The sequence below is a fragment of the Bartonella sp. MM73XJBT genome (assembly GCF_028618465.1).
In the GTDB taxonomy this organism is placed as follows: domain Bacteria; phylum Pseudomonadota; class Alphaproteobacteria; order Rhizobiales; family Rhizobiaceae; genus Bartonella.
On record NZ_JAQISY010000004.1, the window covers coordinates 59,825 to 80,572 of the forward strand.

Annotated in this window: 17 protein-coding genes and 1 other RNA gene; 8 read left to right on the plus strand and 10 right to left on the minus strand. The window is 40.4% G+C overall.

All coding sequences use genetic code 11. The annotated features are described in order from the left end of the window. Positions 1–38 precede the first annotated feature (38 nt). Complete coding sequence (locus PVV69_RS02355) at positions 39–344, minus strand: DUF2853 family protein (RefSeq protein WP_273756307.1); 306 nt, start codon at positions 342–344, stop codon at positions 39–41. A 111-nt stretch (positions 345–455) separates the two neighbouring features. On the opposite strand from PVV69_RS02355, the gene ssrA reads away from it, so the two are divergent. The 5 genes from ssrA to PVV69_RS02380 all read left to right on the plus strand — a co-directional run bounded on the left by ssrA (position 456) and on the right by PVV69_RS02380 (position 4,439). Then, positions 456–810, plus strand: a transfer-messenger RNA (tmRNA) gene (gene ssrA, locus PVV69_RS02360). Between the two features lie 173 nt (positions 811–983). Continuing rightward, positions 984–1,529, plus strand: coding sequence for an SspB family protein (locus PVV69_RS02365; protein WP_273719902.1), 546 nt, complete (start codon positions 984–986; stop codon positions 1,527–1,529). 12 nt (positions 1,530–1,541) lie between these two features. After that, positions 1,542–1,724: a DUF4169 family protein gene (locus PVV69_RS02370; protein WP_273756308.1), complete on the plus strand. Its 183-nt coding sequence runs from the start codon at positions 1,542–1,544 to the stop codon at positions 1,722–1,724. A gap of 10 nt (positions 1,725–1,734) precedes the next feature. After that, a complete protein-coding gene (locus PVV69_RS02375; RefSeq protein WP_273756309.1) occupies positions 1,735–1,986 on the plus strand; it encodes a ribbon-helix-helix domain-containing protein in 252 nt (83 codons plus the stop codon). Between the two features lie 119 nt (positions 1,987–2,105). Then, the gene (locus PVV69_RS02380) at positions 2,106–4,439 is read left to right on the plus strand and encodes an ATP-dependent helicase (protein ID WP_273756310.1); all 2,334 of its coding nucleotides are present in this window, start codon (positions 2,106–2,108) and stop codon (positions 4,437–4,439) included. A 68-nt stretch (positions 4,440–4,507) separates the two neighbouring features. Here PVV69_RS02380 and PVV69_RS02385 read toward each other — a convergent pair whose 3' ends face one another. Next, positions 4,508–5,137: a DapH/DapD/GlmU-related protein gene (locus PVV69_RS02385; protein ID WP_273756311.1), complete on the minus strand. Its 630-nt coding sequence runs from the start codon at positions 5,135–5,137 to the stop codon at positions 4,508–4,510. A 129-nt stretch (positions 5,138–5,266) separates the two neighbouring features. On the opposite strand from PVV69_RS02385, the gene PVV69_RS02390 reads away from it, so the two are divergent. From PVV69_RS02390 to PVV69_RS02400, 3 genes are read left to right on the plus strand one after another with little or no spacing between them, the layout of a single operon-like run. After that, positions 5,267–5,845, plus strand: coding sequence for an SCO family protein (locus PVV69_RS02390; protein WP_273719894.1), 579 nt, complete (start codon positions 5,267–5,269; stop codon positions 5,843–5,845). A 28-nt stretch (positions 5,846–5,873) separates the two neighbouring features. Then, complete coding sequence (locus PVV69_RS02395) at positions 5,874–6,743, plus strand: 50S ribosomal protein L11 methyltransferase (RefSeq protein WP_273756312.1); 870 nt, start codon at positions 5,874–5,876, stop codon at positions 6,741–6,743. 14 nt (positions 6,744–6,757) lie between these two features. Further along, on the plus strand, positions 6,758–8,584 hold the full coding sequence (locus tag PVV69_RS02400; RefSeq protein WP_273756313.1) for an aminopeptidase P family protein: 1,827 nt from the start codon (positions 6,758–6,760) through the stop codon (positions 8,582–8,584). Between the two features lie 928 nt (positions 8,585–9,512). Here the strand turns inward: PVV69_RS02400 and ligA are convergent. The 8 genes from ligA to PVV69_RS02440 all read right to left on the minus strand — a co-directional run bounded on the left by ligA (position 9,513) and on the right by PVV69_RS02440 (position 20,563). Further along, positions 9,513–11,663, minus strand: coding sequence for an NAD-dependent DNA ligase LigA (ligA, locus tag PVV69_RS02405; RefSeq protein WP_273756314.1), 2,151 nt, complete (start codon positions 11,661–11,663; stop codon positions 9,513–9,515). A gap of 125 nt (positions 11,664–11,788) precedes the next feature. Further along, positions 11,789–13,450 (minus strand): DNA repair protein RecN, encoded by a 1,662-nt coding sequence (gene recN, locus PVV69_RS02410; protein ID WP_273756315.1) that lies wholly within the window; start codon positions 13,448–13,450, stop codon positions 11,789–11,791. Positions 13,451–13,456: 6 nt separating this feature from the next. Next, positions 13,457–14,350, minus strand: a complete 894-nt coding sequence (locus PVV69_RS02415) for an outer membrane protein assembly factor BamD (protein WP_273756316.1) — start codon at positions 14,348–14,350, stop codon at positions 13,457–13,459. Between the two features lie 170 nt (positions 14,351–14,520). Beyond that, entirely contained in the window at positions 14,521–15,393 is an 873-nt protein-coding gene (gene lpxC, locus PVV69_RS02420) for a UDP-3-O-acyl-N-acetylglucosamine deacetylase (protein ID WP_273756317.1), read from the minus strand. Between the two features lie 211 nt (positions 15,394–15,604). After that, positions 15,605–17,374, minus strand: a complete 1,770-nt coding sequence (gene ftsZ, locus PVV69_RS02425) for a cell division protein FtsZ (protein ID WP_273756318.1) — start codon at positions 17,372–17,374, stop codon at positions 15,605–15,607. Positions 17,375–17,445: 71 nt separating this feature from the next. After that, a complete protein-coding gene (gene ftsA, locus PVV69_RS02430; protein ID WP_273719878.1) occupies positions 17,446–18,747 on the minus strand; it encodes a cell division protein FtsA in 1,302 nt (433 codons plus the stop codon). Next, positions 18,744–19,655: a cell division protein FtsQ/DivIB gene (locus tag PVV69_RS02435; RefSeq protein WP_273756319.1), complete on the minus strand. Its 912-nt coding sequence runs from the start codon at positions 19,653–19,655 to the stop codon at positions 18,744–18,746. The genes ftsA and PVV69_RS02435 overlap by 4 nt, the downstream gene beginning before the upstream one ends. Next, positions 19,643–20,563 (minus strand): D-alanine--D-alanine ligase, encoded by a 921-nt coding sequence (locus PVV69_RS02440; RefSeq protein ID WP_273756320.1) that lies wholly within the window; start codon positions 20,561–20,563, stop codon positions 19,643–19,645. The genes PVV69_RS02435 and PVV69_RS02440 overlap by 13 nt, the downstream gene beginning before the upstream one ends. Between the last annotated feature and the right edge of the window lie 185 nt (positions 20,564–20,748).

The following is a 20,748-nucleotide window of genomic DNA, read 5'->3' on the forward strand; positions in this document are numbered from 1 at the left end:
TTTTTATTATTCACATAAAAATTCTTATTTAATATTCTTTAAATTTTATGAAGCGCATTTAGTTGCTTAGCAAGTAAATAATAAAAAGTCATACGACTTTTTCTGCGATCCCCAGACATCATCTCTGCAACTTTCGAAACAGCATCTTTAACACTTTGCGCATCAGCACCTAACACATCTTGAGCCCATTTTTCAACGCGCTCTAACTCTTTTGGATCTGATGTAGCAACAAGCGATGCATCCTGCTTTTGCATGACCAAAGCTAAACGACGGCCAAGTCGTTCTACGGCAGATTCATCGGGATTTGGATCATATAGTTTAATATCTGCTAGATCATTTGTCATTGTTTGCCATCTCCTCTCCAAGAATGAGCGGCTATACTTTACAGCCGCGCTTATAATAACCTTGTATAATAACCTTGTAAATAATTAGAGGATTTAAAATATTAACAACCCCCCCTTTTACAAAGACCATTCTTCATCTATATTTAAAGAGCTGGCTTGCTAGCTATGGTAATAAATGGACAATGAAATAAACTTATTGGACCCGGGGGCGGTACCCGGCGCCTCCACCAAAATATAAGAAGGAAATTATATTTTGGTGGGGGCGAAATAGGATCGACAAGAGTGTAAAGATTGCTCTTTTACTCGGCATAGTACCACCGTTATCGGACTAAATGAGTAGTTGCAAATGACAACTATGCGGAAGTACGTCTCGCTGCCTAAGGTGGTGTGAATGCTTCAAATTAAGTCTTAAACCGTCGCAGGTTTAAGCGGGGTCCGAAGGCACCTGGCAACAGAAGCCTTCACTCCTATAAATGTTATTGGCTGATCTCTCAGATATGATTTGTCGTAAAATGTCATATTCTTTTTTCAGTTAATTTAAGTGCATAGTCGATAAAATATTGCTAGCTTAAAAATACATTCTATTGCACAATATTGCATATGCTCATCTGCTACGTGAAATAAAAGGAATAAGCTTCGATGGTTCAAGATCAAATCCGCTACGATATTCTCGTTCAGGATGCGCTTCGTGGGGTTATCCGTAAAGTTTTATCGGAAGTTGCTAAAGCAGGGCTTCCAGGAAATCATCATTTTTTTATTACTTTTTTAACAGATACTCCAGGCGTAAAAATTTCTCCTCGGCTTAAAAGTCGTTATCCAGAACAAATGACAATTGTCTTACAACATCAGTTTAGAGATTTAAGTGTTTCGGAGACCGCTTTTGAAGTGACACTCTCTTTTAGAGAAATTAGCGAAAAATTGGTGATTCCTTTTTCTTCTATCCAAGTGTTTTATGACCCCGTCGCTTCATTCGAAGCAGCATTTGATCTGCCCTCCAATCTGACCTCTGAGGAGAGTGAAATTTCGGAAAAGAGCTCACCCACACCTATCGTTTTATCGGATAAACAAAAAAAAGAAAATACGCTTCCAAAAGAACAAAAGCTCAGCACAAATAAGGAGCCTTCAAATAATGATACAAAACAAAGCGCTGATGTTGTTTCATTAGATTCTTTTCGGAAAAAATAAATAAATTTGCTTATGACAGAACCAATTAACCTTCGTCAATTTCGCAAGCGAAAAAAGCGTGCAGATGAAGCACTTCATGCAGAAGAAAATCGCCATCGTTTTGGACGAACCAAGGCTGAAAAAAAATTCGAGCAAAAAGAAGCTTTAAAGGCACAAAAATTTCTTGATCAAAATCGTTTACACCACGACGAATAAGAGTAGAAAAATGCACGAAAATGATTCTATTGATTGGTCAAAAGTGGTAACGAAAAAAATATCGGTTCGGATTGATGGACACGCAACAAGCATATCTTTAGAACAACCATTTCTTGATATTCTTAAAGCCATAGCGCGTAAAAGAAGACAATCTTTAGCCTTTATTATCACGGATATTGATAGAAAAAGACCACAACAGATAAATCTTTCAGCCTCATTACGCGTCTATGCCCTCGAGAGTGTTCTCACCCAAAGCATTTAATATTCGTTGTTATTTTTTACAATTTTTGTTTTCTTATTTAACAGAAGATGTGGTGTTTTTTTGAAAAAAGTTTTTTAAATCTAGCACTTAAACAAAAAAAAGACTACACAAAAGATATAATGAATAATTTTTCTGACCATATACCATTCTTTGAAGAAGATGCCATCTCCCCTCATGAACAGAGCGCTAAAGCCGCTACGCACACGGTAACAACAAAAGAACAAACACAGTGCAATAACGGTTATTTAGAACAACTCAATCCCGAACAACGTCAAGCCGTTATAAATACAGAAGGACCTCTATTAGTTCTTGCAGGTGCCGGTACTGGAAAAACGCGCGTTTTGACAACACGTATTTCCCACATTTTGCGCTCGGAACTTGCCTCTCCTCAACAAATACTTGCTGTAACTTTCACCAACAAAGCAGCACGTGAAATGAAAATGCGTATTGGTGAACTTATTGGTGAAATTGTTGAAGGTATGCCTTGGCTTGGAACTTTTCATGCCACCGGTGCAAAAATTTTACGCCGCCACGCAGAACTTGTTAATTTAAAAAGCAATTTTACAATTCTTGATAGTGATGATGTTACCAGACTTTTAAAACAGCTTATTCAAGCTGCAGAATTGGATGATAAGCGTTGGCCTGCTAGAAACCTTGCCATAATGATTGATTCTTGGAAAAACCAAGGTCTTGCACCAGAACACATATCAGAAAGCGATACCTATTCCTTTGGTAACGGTATGGGACGCGAGCTTTATCGTAGCTATCAGGAGAGATTAAAAAACCTTAATGCCTGTGATTTTGGTGATCTTTTACTTCATTCTATCTCTCTCTTTCAACATAATCCAGATATTCTTCGCCAATATCATTCCCAGTTTCGCTACATTCTTGTAGATGAATATCAAGATACCAATACAGCGCAATATCTTTGGCTCCGCCTTTTAGCACAACAATCTAAAGGGCGACATGTTAACCTTTGTTGCGTTGGTGATGATGATCAATCCATTTATGGATGGCGAGGTGCTAAAGTTGACAATATATTGCGTTTTGAAAAAGATTTTCCTCCTGCAAAAATTATTCGTTTAGAACGCAATTATCGCTCCACATCACACATTCTTAAAACAGCTTCTCATCTTATTTCTCATAACCAAGGAAGACTTGGCAAGACACTTTTTTCTCATCAAACAAAGAGCAAAGAAGAAAAAGTAAAAGTCCATGCGGCTTGGGATTCAGCAGAAGAAGCACGTGCAATTGGAGAAGAAATTGAACGCGCACAACAAGCTGGTCATTCGCTAAATCATATGGCTATATTGGTGCGTGCGTCATTCCAGATGCGTGAGTTTGAAGATCGCTTTGTAAGCCTTGGTCTTAACTACCGCGTTATTGGTGGTCCACGCTTTTATGAACGAATGGAAATACGCGATGCCATGGCTTATTTGCGCGTTGTTGTTCAACCAGCAGATGATTTAGCCTTTGAGCGTATTATCAACACACCTAAACGCGGCTTAGGAGATGCAACCCTACGCACTCTTTATGAAAGCGCTCGTGCACGCGCCATTCCTCTCTTTTCTGCTGCAGCCGCAATCATTGAAACGGATGAGCTAAAGCCCAAGGCACGCAGTACTTTGCGAAACGTTGTTGAAGATTTCCGCCGTTGGCAAAATATGCTGCAATGCACACCCCATAGAGAACTTGCCGAAACAATTCTTGATGATTCAGGCTACACAGCTATGTGGCTAGAAGATCGTTCACCCGAAGCAGCAACACGACTAGAAAATCTTAAGGAAATGGTCCGCTCAATAGAACAATTTGAAAACCTTCCAAGCTTTTTAGAACATGTCGCACTGGTTATGGATGCTGAAAACAATGAAAATACCGATGCAATCAACATCATGACACTCCATTCCGCTAAAGGACTTGAGTTTGAAACCGTTTTTCTTCCAGGTTGGGAAGAAGGCCTCTTTCCTCATCAACGCTCATTGGATGAAGGCGGCAGTTTAGGATTAGAAGAAGAACGCCGACTAGCTTATGTGGGACTAACAAGAGCAAAAAGACATTTACATATATGGTTTGTATCCAATCGAAAAATTCATGGATTTTGGCAACCTGCGCTGCCCTCTCGTTTTCTAGATGAATTACCAGTAGAACATATAGAAGCCATAGAAATGGGAACATCTTATGGTGGTTATGGAAGATCTTCCTTTAAACACCCCAATTCCTTTAACAATGACTATGCTACACCAAAACAAAAGCGTACACAAAAAAACATTGAAGGAAAAATCATCGACCAATCAGTCTCTGAAGAACCATCAAACTTTGCAATCGGTGAGCGAATTTTTCATATAAAATTTGGTTATGGCCATATCACTGCAATAGATGATCATAAATTAACAATTATGTTTGAAAAAGCTGGAGAAAAACGCGTTCTCGATAACTTTGTAGGCAAAGCTTAAACCAAGCGTAAATATCATACAAATAACCTTTCCAAACGAAAAATCGCTTTTCCATGTTATTTTGCATATTATTTCCACTTGTCAATAAAAGCCCCAATAGTAAGATTTTGCATATCAGGCAAGGCATTGTAAATTTTATCAAGGGGCCAGTTCCACCAAGCCATTTCCAAAAGCGTCTGAATCACACCTTCTGAAAAGCGCATCCGCAACAGCTTTCCAGGAACACCCGCAACAATCATATAGGGGAAAACATCTTTTGTTATAACAGCGTTAGCACCAATGATAGCGCCATGCCCAATTGTTATCCCAGGCATAATAACCGCACCATGTCCAATCCATACATCATGCCCAATAATAACACGCTTTGCACGGCGCCTTTCACGAAAAGAGCAATCTAATGGCATATAGCGAAAATATTCATTAGGACGATATGTTATTTTATGCGTTGAAAGTCGCTCGAGAGGATGCTCTAGCGCATTTACACGAACATGAGATGCAATAGAACAAAAACGCCCAATCTCGCTATAAATAGCTTCACTATTACGCTCAAAATAAGAAAAATCTCCAACCGTTACATCACGCAAAACCACCCGTTCATTGATTTCCACATAGCGCCCCAATTTACAACTATGCAATCGTGCTGTCGTATGAATACGAGGCTCACTATCATGGAATCGAAGATCTTTCTCTTTCTCCATTCACCCACCAATTGTTCCTTAAAAAGAACACAAAAGACATAGCAAGCAAAGAAAATCAACCATGAAACAAAGATTGCAAAACAAACCTACCAATGCTACAGTTTTTTGTCTTTTGAAGAGAGGCCAACTATGAAAAATATCATACGCATCTTAGGGCTAACAGCTATATTTCTTGCCGGTATTTTTCTTTATGATGCGTTAAGAAATAAGCCTTTAGGCGATAATTTTACCCTCACTGATTCCAATGGAAATACGATTACACAAGATGATATACGAAGTAAGCCTTCAATTGTTTTCTTTGGCTTCACCATGTGCCCTGAAGTCTGCCCTACCACATTGCTCAATCTTGATCGCTGGCTCACAGCCCTTGGCTCTGAAGCTGATAAATTAGGAGTATGGTTCATTACCGTTGATCCTGAACGTGATACACCAGAAGTACTCCATGAGTATCTCAGTAATTTTAACAATAGAATTGTTGGGATCAGTGGCGATCCTGAAAAAGTTCATAAAATGGTAGATTCTTTTAAAATTGTTGCTGAAAAAGTATCTGGGACCGATGGGAATTACACCTATAACCATACAGCCGCGATTTTTTTGCTCAAAAAAGGTGGTAAACTGTATGGTGTCATTCCTTATGAAAAAGAGGGAGATAATGAACTAAAAGATGATATCGCCATTGAACGGCTTAAAAAACTTGTCTCCAACTAAATAAAAAGCCGATTAAAGAAAGAACAGAATGTCGCAACAAATTCGTCTGTATTATAATGCTTTTAAAAATGAAGCAGAGCAACTATATACTGTTATGGAAACAGCCTTTGACGAAGAAGGATACCCCCTTGCTCTTGCAGAGATTGATGAAAAAAACGCCATTTATGAACTTTCACTCTATGTAGATAAAGAAAACCAAGAGCATATTTTACAGCGTTTTGCACAAATTCTTTCTGTGGATCCTCGTAAAATTAACTGTGAAATTTTGCCTAATATTGATTGGGTTAAACAAAGCCTTGAAGGGCTAACACCTGTACGTGCTGGTCCGTTTTTTGTACATGGAAGCCATAATCGCAATGACATTCCACAGAATATTTTTCCTATTGAAATTGAAGCAAATCAAGCTTTTGGTACTGGACATCATGGAACAACAGCCGGTTGTTTAGAAATGATTGCCAAAGTGGTGAAACAGGAAAATCCACAAAATGCCCTTGATCTTGGTACGGGGAGTGGAGTTTTAGCCATTGGCATCGCAATGCTCAAACCGATTCCTGTCCTTGCATCTGATATTGACCAGATTGCGATCAAAGTTGCCCAACATAATATCGAACTCAATGGTGTAAAAGAATATATTACAGCGGTTACTGCAGCAGGTTTTGCTCATGAAGAAATTGCATCCCGTGCACCTTTTGATCTCATTATTGCCAATATCCTTGCCAATCCACTCATTGAACTTGCACAAGAAATGGCCGAAGCACTCCAAAGCGGTGGGTCACTCATACTCTCTGGAATTCTTGAAGAACAACATTCCCAAGTACTAGAAGCTTATGTAACGCAAGGTCTCAAACATATTGAAACATACCACCGTCAAGGATGGGTTACGATACATCTTAAATAAAAAGGACGGTTATTATGTATCAATCTTTTGAAGCAACAACAAATCCCACGCATGCTGCGGAACGCATTTCCTCCCTTCGTAAAGAACTTGATCGTCTCGGGTTAGATGGCTTCCTTGTTCCACGTAGCGATGAACATCAAGGAGAATATGTTCCCCCGCACGCTCAACGCCTTAGCTGGCTTACTGGCTTTACTGGATCAGCAGGAATGGCACTCATTTTAAAAAATAAAGCCATTCTCTTTACCGATGGACGCTATAAACTCCAAGTTCGTCAACAAACCAATCCGCATATTTTTGAGTATGAGGATCTCGTAACTTGTCCTCCATCACAATGGCTTGAAAAAAATGGAAAAAATCTTTCTATTGGCTTTGATCCATGGCTCCACACCATTGCAGCTATAGATACATTGAAAAAAACATTCGAAATAACCGCAGGTGGAAAACTAATCGCAGTTCAGCAAAATCCTATTGATCTTATCTGGCATAATCAACCACCATTCCCACAATCTCCCTTATCAATTCATCCTCTCAAATATGCAGGATGGGATAGCGATGAAAAGCTAAGTTTAATTCAGCAAAATATCAAAAAAGCCCATGCCGATGCTTTTATTTTTACAGACCCCTCCTCTATTGCATGGATATTCAATATACGGGGCAATGATGTCTCTAACACACCTTTTGTTCTTTGTTTTGCTCTCATTCCCATTAAAGAAAAACCTTCCTTATTTATTGACAGCAAAAAGCTTGGTGAAGAACAGAAACAATATCTGGAACGTTATGCAAAATTATATGAACCAGAACAGTTTATTGCAAAAATCAAAGATTATCTTCAAAAAGGAACAGTTTTTGCTCTAGATCCACAGTTAACATGCGAGAAATTACGCACGGTACTTGAAGAAGATGGAAAATCTTTCATCACACTTACCGACCCTGCTGCTCTACCCCGTGCCATTAAAAACAGCACCGAACGAGACGGTGCGCGCGAAGCACATCTGTGTGATGGGGTAGCACTCACCCGTTTTTTTTCTTGGTTAGACAAACAAACACTAGGCACCGTGAATGAAATTTCAGCAGCTCAAAAATTAGAAGAATTCCGTATAAACACAGCAAAAGAAATGGGAAAAAAACTGGAAGATCTCTCTTTTGATACAATCTCCGCAGCAGGAGCAAATGGTGCTATTGTCCATTACCGCGTAACAAATGAAACAAATAAACAACTCAATGCTGGTGAACTTTATCTCGTAGATTCAGGGGGACAATACCGTGATGGCACCACAGATGTCACACGCACAGTAGCTATTGGAAATATTGGAGAGGAAGGAAAACGTTGTTTTACTCTTGTGCTCAAAGGCATGATAGCTCTTTCAACAGCATGCTTTCCCAAAGGAACACGCGGACAAGATCTTGATGTTCTCGCACGCATTGCCTTATGGAAAACTGGTTTTGATTACGCCCATGGCACAGGTCATGGAGTTGGCTCCTATCTCTCTGTCCATGAAGGACCGCAAAATATTTCACGCAAAGGATGCCAGGAATTGCTTCCTGGAATGATTGTTTCTAATGAACCTGGGTATTATCGCGAAGGTTCTTTTGGCATTCGTATTGAAAATTTGCTCATTGTAAAACCTGCGCAAAAAATCAATGGCGGAGAGAGAGAAATGCTCTCATTTGAAACACTCACAAACTGTCCCATTGACCGAAAACTGATTCTTCCAGAGCTTTTAACACAGGAAGAACGACAATGGCTCAATGATTACCATGCGCATGTCTATCAAACAAATGCACCTCACTTAAATGAAGAAGAGAAAGAATGGGCAAAAGAAGCAACCATGCCCCTTTAAATAAAGGAGCATAAACATCTTCTGGCGCTTCTTACAGACAACTGCATCTTTCCTCTTTAAGAAAACAATACGCATTAACTATTAGGAAATATTTTTCTTAGAGGCTTCATTTTTTGCTGGTATGACAACACGCCTCCACGTAAAACAGGATGTAATCGTTTGGACACTCTTAATCTTAACAAAGACCCTTTACTGCCTCTACAAGTTTATATCTCTTATTTTCCTTATCTGGAAACTTTCATTATAATCCTTAATATAATCTCCATCATGCCTACCATAATCAATTTATTATGATGTTTCGATTCAAAATTTCTGTGTATTTGTTGACAGTTTTTGCCCTTTCAGTTTGCCATATAATGAGCATCTCTCTCTTTTGAGAAGAGATTTTATATATTCTTCGTGAAATAATAACTAAAATATCATATTAGCATCAATGCATATTATTTTTATTTAACACTGAATAATTATAAAGTTCATAGTACACTGCTGTTACAAACAACAAACCTCATTAAAGGTCTTTTTTGCACAAACATCAACAGTACAAAAAACGCACTTAATTAATAATTCAAACATACCATTGCGAAAGAATCTCAATAAAAGAAACCCATATCCTCCTTTTTAATAAAACTTCTTTTATCCTATTCCATTATTTCTTAAAATTTTGCAGGATTTAAAAAATATATTTATTGCTTGGTAATAAAATGAAAGTGCTTCAATTGCATCTGTGATGCGATTTTTTTTCTTAAAGTAACGACATAAACAAAGCAAAAAACTCTCCTCATTATGTCACCATCCTAAAGAAAAATTATAGTATTAAAAAAACAATTATAAGCTTTTCCAGAGTGATATAGGAACTTCTCATGTTAATAAAATCTGGTATGGTAAAAATAACAAAGACTGCTGCATTCATCTGCTTGTGAGAAGCCTTCTATCCCTCAATCAACTTCAGCCAAGCTTCTTCATCAATAACCTCAACACCTAACTCTTGTGCTTTAGCCAATTTTGATCCTGCTCCAGGTCCAGTAACCAAAAGATCAGTTTTTTTAGAAAGAGATCCAGAGGTCTTTGCCCCTAATCTCTCCGCCAATGCCTTTGCTTCATCGCGTGACATACGTGCCAAAGTTCCAGTAAAAACAATGACCTTTCCTGCCACGGGCGAAGAATCTGTTAAAATAGGCTCCTCATCAAGAGGCGTTACTTCTTTAAGCAAGACAGACAACACCTGACGATTATGTACTTCCTCATAAAAATCAACAATTGCACTCCCTACCTGTGGTCCAATTCCTTCAATATTGGTAAGTTCCAACCAAGCTTCATTGCCTTCTTCATTCCTCTTCTCACAGGATATGATTGCTGCCCTTACCGCTGTCTCAAAAGCCGTATAATTTTGGTAAGCACGTGCAAGACGGCGTGCATTAACCTCTCCAACATGACGAATTCCTAGGGCAAATAAAAAACGACTTAAAGGAATTTCCCGACGCGCATTAATGGCATCATAAAGTTTACGCACAGAAACAGCACCAAAACCTTCCATATTTTCCAAACGTACCAAAGAATTTTCTTGGCGCCGTTGTAAAGTAAAAATATCAGCTGGTGTATGAATACGAAGCGTCTCATCTTGAACATGAAAGAAAAACTCCACCTGTTTTTTTCCAAGTCCCTCAATATCAAAGGCATTGCGCGAAACAAAATGACGAATACGCTCAATCGCTTGTGCTGGACAAATCAGCCCCCCCGTACACCGACGCACAGCTTCCCCTATCTCACGAACAGCATGACTCCCACAAGCTGGACAAATATGAGGGAAAACAAAAGCAGAAGAGTCTTTAGGGCGCTTTTCAGCGACAATATCAACAATTTGAGGAATGACATCACCAGCACGCTGTACAATCACCGTATCGCCTACACGGATATCCCGCCCCTCACGAAGGGGTTCTCCTTTATGGCCAATGCCCTTAATATAGTCTTCATTATGTAAACTTGCATTAGTAACTACCACACCACCAACAGTAATAGGAGCAAGGCGTGCAACAGGGGTTAAAGCTCCCGTGCGACCAACTTGAATATCAATCCCCTCTAAAAGAGTCATAGCTTTTTCTGCTGGAAACTTATGCGCTATTGCCCAACGTGGCGAACGAGAGACAAAACCCAAACGCATTTGCAGCATCAAATCATTAATCTTATAAACAATTCCATCAATATCATAGCTTAGAGCATGACGGCGTTCTTCGATATCGTGATAATAGGAAATAATCTCTCCTACAGTCTTAAAAACTTTTGTGAATGGATTGATGACAAACCCATATTCTTTGAGCCTTTCCATCATCTCCATTTGCGTTTTTGCAAACACTTCATTCACTTCACCACACGCATAAGCAAAAAAATGCAACTTTCTGCTGGCAGTTATCCGTGAATCAAGCTGACGGAGCGAACCAGCTGCTGCGTTTCTAGGATTAGCAAAAGCTAATTTTCCCTTTTCTTGTTGATTCCTATTAAGTGCTTGGAAATCCTCCCGCCGCATATAAACTTCACCACGAACCTCAAGAATATCAGGAATTTTTCCTTGCAAAACTTGCGGAATATCAAAAATTGTTCGTGCATTTGCCGTGACATTTTCACCGACAGTTCCATCACCACGTGTTGCAGCACACACAAGCTGCCCTTTTTCATAGCGCAAAGATAAAGATAAACCATCAATCTTTGGCTCTGCTGTTATTTCCAAGACTTGCGTTTCTGGTAGCCGCAAAAAGCGACGAACACGCTCAATAAACTCACTGACATCTTCAGAACTAAAGGCATTATCAAGTGAAAGCATTGGCTGTGTATGAACAGATTTTTCAAACTTTTCAGAAACCGGTGCTCCAATTTTATGTGAAGGAGAATCGGTACGCATAAGTTCAGGAAAGAGAGCTTCAATTTCTGCATTTCGCCGACGCAGAGCATCATATTCTGCATCAGAAATTTCAGGTTGGTTATCACGATTATAAAGCACATCATGACGTGCAATCTCTTTTGCCAGCCACTCTAACTCACTTTCTGCTTCAACAGCAGTGAGCTTTTTAATTTCACCCTTATTCATAAATAATCTATTCCAAATGATGGACTATAACCATAAGAATCTTAATTCTTTGTCACATACAGAATCCCCATAAACACGTGCTTTTTCATGAGTTCATGGATAAGCAATATTTTATGACGCAATCTTTATGCGAGCAGCTTTTGAGCAGCTGCACGCGCCTCTTCAGTAATCTGTTCTCCTGCTAACATACGAGCAATTTCTTCTGCACGCTCATGCTCTTCCATTTTATGAATAGCTGTCACAAAACAGCCTTTATCATCATTTTCCACCTTTGAAATAAGAAAATGACTGTGCGCTTTTGATGCGACTTGGGGTGCATGTGTAATAGCAAAAACCTGAATTCTCTCCGATAAACGCTGTAATCGTTGCCCAATAGCTGCGGCAACAGCTCCCCCCACACCTGTATCAATTTCATCAAAAATCAGAGTGGGAGCTGATCCATGATCGGATAATACAACTTTTAATGCCAATAAAAAACGAGATAACTCACCACCAGAAGCAACACTCAACATTGGTCCTGCACGTGTTCCAGGATTGGTCCGAACAAAATATTCAATGCGGTCTATCCCTTCTGCACTTCGTCTTTCAACATCACTTTGCATTCCAACAATAAATTCTGCCTTTTCTAATTTCAATGCTGGCAGCTCTGCCATAACGCTTTCAGACAAGTGCTTTGCTACTTCTTGACGCTTTATTGATAAAGCTTGTGCTAATGTATCATAATTTTTCTTTGCTTGACCCGCCTCATCTTCAAAACGCGCTAATGTGATTTGAGCCTCTTCAAAATCAGCAAGTTCAGCATTCATTTTATCGCGCAACAGAACCAATTCATCGGCAGAAACCTGATATTTGCGAGAAAAACCACGAAGAGCAAAAAGACGTTCTTCTATCCGTTCCAATTCATCCGGTTCAAAATCCAATGCCTGCACAGCGGCCTCGATCCCTTCTTGTGCTGTCGCAAGTGCACACAATGCCTCATCAATAGATTTTACCACAGGTGCAATAAGCTCTTGCGCTTCAGGAATTTTTCGCTCCAAGCGCCTCACCAAATTAGAAAGAACCGGAATGGGCGATTTTTGCCCCCTTAAAAGATCATCAGCTTCCTTAATATCCATGGCTATTTTTTCTAATTTAAGCATATCTGCACGGCGAAGAGAGAGAGCATCCTCTTCACCAACTTGAAAATCAAGCTTTTCAAGTTCTTCCACACAGGTACGAAGATATTCAGCCTCGCGCATTGCATTTTCTATTTTAAGACGCTGTTGCTGCAAACGCTCTTCACATTCATGCCATACCCGATAACATTGACGCACATTTTCTGTCTCACCCTCAAGCCCACCAAAGGCATCTAATAATTGACGATGTGTGGCAACATCAACAAGCGCGCGATCATCATGCTGACCATGGATTTCAACCAACTGACGTCCAATATTACGCATCAAAGCAACACTGGCTACCTGATCATTGATAAAGACACGACTACGACCATCACTCGATTGCACACGCCGTAAAATAATATCGCCTTCATCATCAAAACCATTTTCACGAATCAACTGACGCACAGGATGCAAAACAGGGACATCAAAGACAGCTGTCACCTGCCCGTGGGCAGCACCATGACGCACCAGAGAGGCATCACCACGTCCGCCCAGAGCCAACAACAAAGCATCCAGTAAAATAGACTTTCCAGCACCCGTTTCTCCAGTTAAAACAGACAAACCGGCTGTAAAATGAATATCGAGCGTTTCGATCAAAACAATATTATGAACCGAAAGCTGTACCAGCATAGAGAATCAACGTACCCTATTCTTCTCACCATCTAAAGCATGTGAGATCCAAGAAGATTTATGCTCCTGTGGTGATATGCTATTCTTGTGCAACAGATTATAAGCAAATTTATACCACTCACTTTTTGGATAATTACGTCCTAAAATAGCGGCTGCTGTCTGCGCTTCTGCTGTCAAACCAAGAGCAAGATTAACTTCTGTTAAGCGAAAAAGTGCCTCTTCAACCTGATTTGTATCGGAATACTCTTCAACAACTGTACGAAATCTTCTACTTGCTGCAAGATAACGCCGACCTTCTTCATAATAACGACCAACCTGCATCTCTTTACCAGCCAACTGTTCTCGCCCAAAACGTATTTTATCTTGAGCATCCTTGACATACTCAGAATTCGGATAACGCTCTATAAGAAGCTGCATAGCAGCAATAGCACGTTTTGTATCGCGCTGATCCCGTGTAACATCAGGAATCCGACGGAAAGAAGAAAGACCTATAATATAATAAGCATAAGCAGAATCATCTGACCCTGGGTAAAGAGTAATATAGCGCTGAGCCATACTAATTGAATCATCATATTTGCCGAGTCGATAATTTGTAAAAGCACCCATCACTAAGGCTTTACGTCCAAAATCCGTATAAGCGTACTGCTTTTCAATGGTAAGAAACTTTTTCGACGCATCGCCAAGTTTTCCACTCTCAAGGCTTGCGAGTGCCTGATTATAGAGAACATCTGGTGGATCCATTTTTAAAACATACGCAGATGGATCAAGGGTATTTTTCTCTTTAAATAAACAACCCGCTAACATGCAGGAGCTCCCCAAAAGCATCACCCCCAATACCTTGCGTACAATGTTAGATTTCCTATATGCCATATTTTCAATACATACATGAGATTTTATCATAGTTCTTCCGGCCTCCAGAAAATGTCACCTTGTAGCAAAAATTGTTTATGAGAGATTTTTATACCATATCACTTGAGAATGCACTAACCAATTTAGCAGCTTAAAATGGATCATCCCCTTAAAAATCAAACAGACTTTAAGGAAATCTTTTCAATTTTTTTGCCCCCACCCTATAAATAGCTTTCTTCATAGCACGATTCGTCTGCTAAAACAGCCTTCACCAATTGCGAATTTATCCTATGTCCACTACAATAGGAACGAAATAATCCAATAAAAGGCGCACCAAGTAAAGCGGTATCACCAATCGCATCAAGCATTTTGTGCCGCACACATTCATCTTGCCAATAAGGACCATCTGAATTCATGATTTTATCATCAATACCGATGATAAGAGAATTTTCTAACGAAGCACCTAGCCCCTTTCCAGAACTCCATAATTTTTCCACATCTTTGACAAAACCAAAAGTACGAGCACGTGACAACTCATCTCGAAACCCTTTTGTGGTAAGATCAAAATTGAAATATTGATTTCCAATAACAGAAGAAGGAAAAGAGATTGTTATATCGAAACGACGCCCATCAAATGGCAAAAACTCTGCCATACCATGAGCCTCTTCAACCCGCAGTGGCTTTTTTATAATGAAATAACAACGCAAAGCATTCTGCTGTACAACGCCAGCTTCTTCAAAAGCTTGACAATATTGCCAAGCAGCACCATCCAAAATAGGGATCTCATAACTCGACACTTCAATAATGAGATTATCCAAATTGTAAGCAACGATTGCAGCCATTAAATGTTCAATCGTTTCAATTCTAAACTCTCCATGTCCAAGCACTGTTGATAGTTCAGTTGCTCCTGTTTGGGATGCATGTGCTTGAAATATCTGTTCTTTTCCGTCTAATCCACAACGCTTAAAAACAATACCATTTCCCACATGAGCTGGGCAAACCTTCACCACAGATAAACACCCACTGTGAACACCATAACCCTTAAATGTCACAGCTTTTTTAAGAGTAGACTGATATTTTTGTACCAACGTCATTATATCACTTTATAAATATTTTTTAGAAACGTAAAAATATTTATAAAGTGATAAAAATGATATTCATAGCAAATAATGAACCCGCTTATTACTAAGCGGGTTCATAAAAAACAGAATATTTTTTCAAAAGTGCAGTATAGCTAACTCTACAAAGCTTCTATACTTTACGGAAAAAGTAATAAAATTCTCTCTTTCCTCTCCTTTTGTCCAATTAATTGACCTGACGACGCAAAAATGCCGGTATCTCCAACTGATCCTCTTCATTTATAAAATTACGCTGATCTTGCGGCACATGGGGCTGCAACGCACCAGAACGACGTGGAACATAAACAGAAGCATCTTGAGAAAGCACCCGAGAATTTTTATTATAAGCCTGTGTTTCTTGCTGCTGAGAAGATTTCACAGCAGGCTCCAATCGAGCTTCTGGTTCAGCTTCCTCACGATGTGTCAAACTTTGTTTCAAACGCTGCCAAAGATTGCGAGGTCCCTGTTCGCCAGCTGCGGATCTCTCCTGTTGACTATGTGCAACAGGAGGAAAATCCTTTAATTCAGGCATACGCATAGGTTGACGCGCTTGCATCTGTTGTGCTTGTCTTTGTTGCACTTGCTTCTCTTTCTGCTGTACAACATCTGCCATCTCATCAAGAACATGCGCTGTTGCCTCCATACTCACTGGTGCAACCACAGACTGCTGAGAACCACGGCTTACTTGCATACGTGGCGCATTTGCCATCTGCCCATGCACAGCACTCGATCCATAAGAAGCAGCGCTCGCATTTCGTGCAGCAACAGCATCTGCAGGCTGTGCAAAAATCTGACTTTTAGGACGAAACTGTTCCCCAGTCGATTTCCCTTTTTCTATTTCAAGTGCTTCGATCACCTCTACCATTGACTCAGAACGCAATGGAGGTGATTGAACATGAAAAGAACTCTGTGCCACGCTGGGATCACTTTTGCGAATTGGAGCTGCTGGTCTGTGATTTTGAGAATGAGAAGATTGAAGCACATCACTCATCTCACGATCAATACCCGTTGCAACCACGGATACACGAATAACACCCTCTAAGGACTCATCGTCAATAGCACCAAAGATAACATTTGCATCCGCATCTACTTCTTCACGAATACGATTAGCAGCCTCATCAACTTCAAAGAGCGTCATATCACGACCACCCGTAATGGAAATGAGCAAACCACGGGCACCACGCATAGAAGTATCATCCAACAGTGGGTTTGCAATAGCAGCTTCAGCAGCATTCAAAGCACGACCTTCACCAGACGCCTCACCAGTTCCCATCATCGCTCGCCCCATTTCGTGCATAACAGAACGAACATCAGCAAAATCAAGATTAATAAGTCCCTCTTTAATCATGAGATCTGTAATGGAAGCAACACCAGAATAAAGCACTTGATCAGCCATAGCAAAAGCATCAGCAAAGGTTGTCTTTTCATCGGCGATACGGAACAGATTCTGATTAGGAATAACAATTAAGGTATCAACAGACTTTTGTAATTCTTCAATACCAGCCTCTGCCGTTTTCATACGACGCGCACCTTCAAACTGAAATGGCTTTGTCACCACACCAACAGTTAAAATACCTTTTTCACGCGCAGCGCGAGCCACAACAGGTGCCGCCCCAGTTCCAGTACCTCCCCCCATACCAGCAGTAATAAAAACCATATGGGAGTCTGCCAGATGATCAATAATTTCATCAATACATTCTTCTGCAGCTGCTTGTCCTACTTCTGGCAAAGCACCAGCCCCTAATCCTTCTGTGACTGCCGCACCAAGTTGGATAACACGTTCCGCCTTTGACATAGCCAAAGCCTGCGCATCTGTATTCGCAACAACAAAATCAACTCCCTGAAGACCAGCATTAATCATATTATTCACGGCATTCCCGCCACCACCACCAACACCAAAAACGGTAATGCGTGGCTTTAATTCCGCGATATCTGGCCGATGCAGATTAATCGTCATTTCCTTTTCCTTCCCATAAGACATCGCCAGCCCAAGCGATGAAATTTAACTTCCTGTACCTACAAACTTAACTAAAAACTCTCACGCAACCACTGACCAACACGCTGTAAATACCCACGCGTGCCCACCGATAAATGATTCACTGCAGTCTTCATTGTTTTTTCTTCAAAACCCACCAATTGTGGATAAATTAACAATCCAACAGCAGATGTAAACGCCGCCCCTTTTGCAAGAGAAGGAAGCCTCGAAATACCCAAAGGCCGCCCGATACGAACATTTCTTCCCAGTATAGTACGTGCCATCTCTGGCAATCCTGTTAATTGGCTTGCTCCGCCAGTTAAAATGACACGCTTACCAATAATATGAGCAAAACCAGAACGATTTAAACAATCACGTACCATCTCTAAGATTTCTTCAACACGTGCACGAATGATACGACCAAGAACAGCACGCGGATATTGCGTTTCACACTGTTCACTCCCTATCTCCGCCACATTAATCATATGTTGCTCATCAGCACTTGAAGGAAGCGCTGAACCATAGACAACTTTTAAACGTTCTGCCTCTGTAAGAGACATAGAGAATCCACGCGCGACATCAAGAGTCACATGATTTCCACCAACTGCCAAAGCATCAGCATGGACAAACTTTCCCTCAAAAAACACTGAAAATGTCGTTGTTCCACCACCAAAATCAATACATGCTGCTCCTAAATGTGCCTCCTCATTCATCAACACAGCAAGACCACTTGCAAAGGGTGTTGCAACCATTGCTTCGACACTTAAATGCGCACGATTAATGCAAGTTTCTAAATTACGCAAAGGTGCAGTTTCTGCTGTCACCACATGCACATCCACACCAAATGTTTCCCCCGTCATTCCAACAGGATCAGAAATTCCTTTATCTCCATCCAAAACATAAGAGACCGGAACTGAATGCATAATATGACGCTCAGCATCAAAAGCCTTGCGTGAAACATCTGAAAATGCCACACGCACATCACGCTGAGTTACTTCACGACCATTTAAACGTACCATACCGTTGATAAGAGCACTTTGTAACCGACTTGAAGAAAAATTAACAATCACCGAATCCACGACCAAGCCGGCCATTTTTTCTGCTGCATCAACTGCTAATCTTATAGATTGCTCTGCTGCAAACATATCCATTACAACACCGGATTTGATACCGCGTGAACGTTGCACTCCAAAGCCTAAAATTTCCATAGAATGCGTACGACCATGTAAATAATGCGCATGCTTCAAAGGACGCAAACAAGCAATAAGACAAACAATCTTACTTGAGCCGACATCAAGAACCGTCAAAAAACGTGTTTTACGTCCCCCCAGATGGTGTGACCTGAGTAACATCATAGGTTCCCTGCCTTTCGTACTTTTAAAATACGCTCTTCTTCTGCCACAGCAGCACGACGACGCTCCAACGCTTCGTCTGACAAAGAAACTGTAACGCGGTCAAAAAGACGCAGATCAATCCTGAGAACATCACGAGAAAAAAGATCTTGTACTGTACCTGTCTTCATCAAAGAAGCAAGTCGTTCAAGTGCGCCATTTTCAGGCAACATAACGCGTACCCCATTATCCAAGACAAGATCCCAACGCCGATCGCCCACCCGCACAAAAGCACGAACACGATTGTAAACTTCTGGATATACAGACAGCGCTTGAATAAACATTTTAGCAGAATTTTGCGCCCCCTGACCAACGACAAGAGGCAAATCCCGAACATTTCCCCCTTTAAAGGGCACAATAACACGGCCTGTACTATCAACAACATCCACCACGCCATCATGCTGCCAAATGGCATAAGGTTCACGCTCCACGAGAGAAATACGCACACGATTGGGATAAATCTTCTGAATATTGGCAGATTGAACCCAAGCCTGTTTTTCTAAAAGAGAACGCGCCCTATCAACATTAAAAGCGAATATAGATTGCGCAGCTTCAAGCTCTAAAATTTTTAAAATTTCCTGTTTTACCAATCGCTTATTACCACTGATATCAACATCGGTAACCACAAAACCAACATCCGATACCGCTGCCTTCATCACCATTCCCATATGACCACTTGATGAAAGCCCATAAAGCACCGTAATAAAGAAAAACAAGACAACAACAAAAGAACCGAAATGGCGTGGAACATGAATATTAATAAAGAAAAACTCAAACATAAACCGAAGAAAGCGACGATATAGTCGTGGCAAAGCTGGCACTAACAGCACCTCCATCGGAACATTTATTTTATTAACATTCAACGCATACATGACGCGTCCTCCACCATCCACTGAACAATATCGCCGTAAGTACGACCACTTGCTTTTGCAATATCAGGAACAAGAGAAGTACATGTCATACCGGGCTGAGTATTAATTTCAAGCCAAACCAATTCTCCCGTTTCCTCATTAAAACGAAAATCAGAACGACTAACGCCTCGACAACCTATCGCCTGATGTGCTGCTAAAGACATTCTTTGCACATTTTGGTAAATATTTGATGAAAGTTGTGCAGGACAAATATGACGAGAACCACCAATTTTATATTTTGATTCATAATTATAGAATTGAAAGTGCGGATCAGGAAGAATTTCACAAACATCCAGCACTTCATTTCCCAAAACAGCACAAGTAAGTTCACGACCAGGAATATATTTTTCAACCATCACCTCATCTGCATAACTCCACTCAGTCGCTACAATATGACGTGGTGGTGAAAGCTCATTTTCCTTTACAATCACAACCCCAAAACTCGACCCTTCGCATACAGGCTTAACCACATAAGGAGGCTCCATAGGATGCTCCCGCCCAATAGCAAAACGATTCATAACAACAGAAGGTGCAACTGAAATCCCAACGCTCGCAGCAATAATTTTTGCACGCCCCTTATCCATCGCCAATGCAGACGCCATCACTCCAGAATGCGTATAGGGAATTTTTAAATATTCAAGAATACCCTGAATACAACCATCTTCACCAAATAAACCATGTAATGCATTGAAAGCGACATCAGGTTGCAATTGTTCAAGAACAGAAGCGATATGGCTATCAACATCCACCCGACTCACACGATATCCCTGTGCTTCAAGAACATCAGCGCAAGCATTACCTGAAGATAAGCTTACAGACCGTTCGGAAGAAATCCCTCCCATTAATACAGCTATATGCTCATCTTTCATAACAACTTGCCCTCTTATGTCTACTAGATATAGACTACATAAAAACCACTAACACCATATACGGGAAATGCTAAGATTTATCCTTGCGAATCAATAGCCTAGCATTTTGCATAATGAATCAGACTGAAGCGCATGACGCAAGAGTTTCTTTGTTAATTTATTGATTCTTAATGGATTTTTTTCAT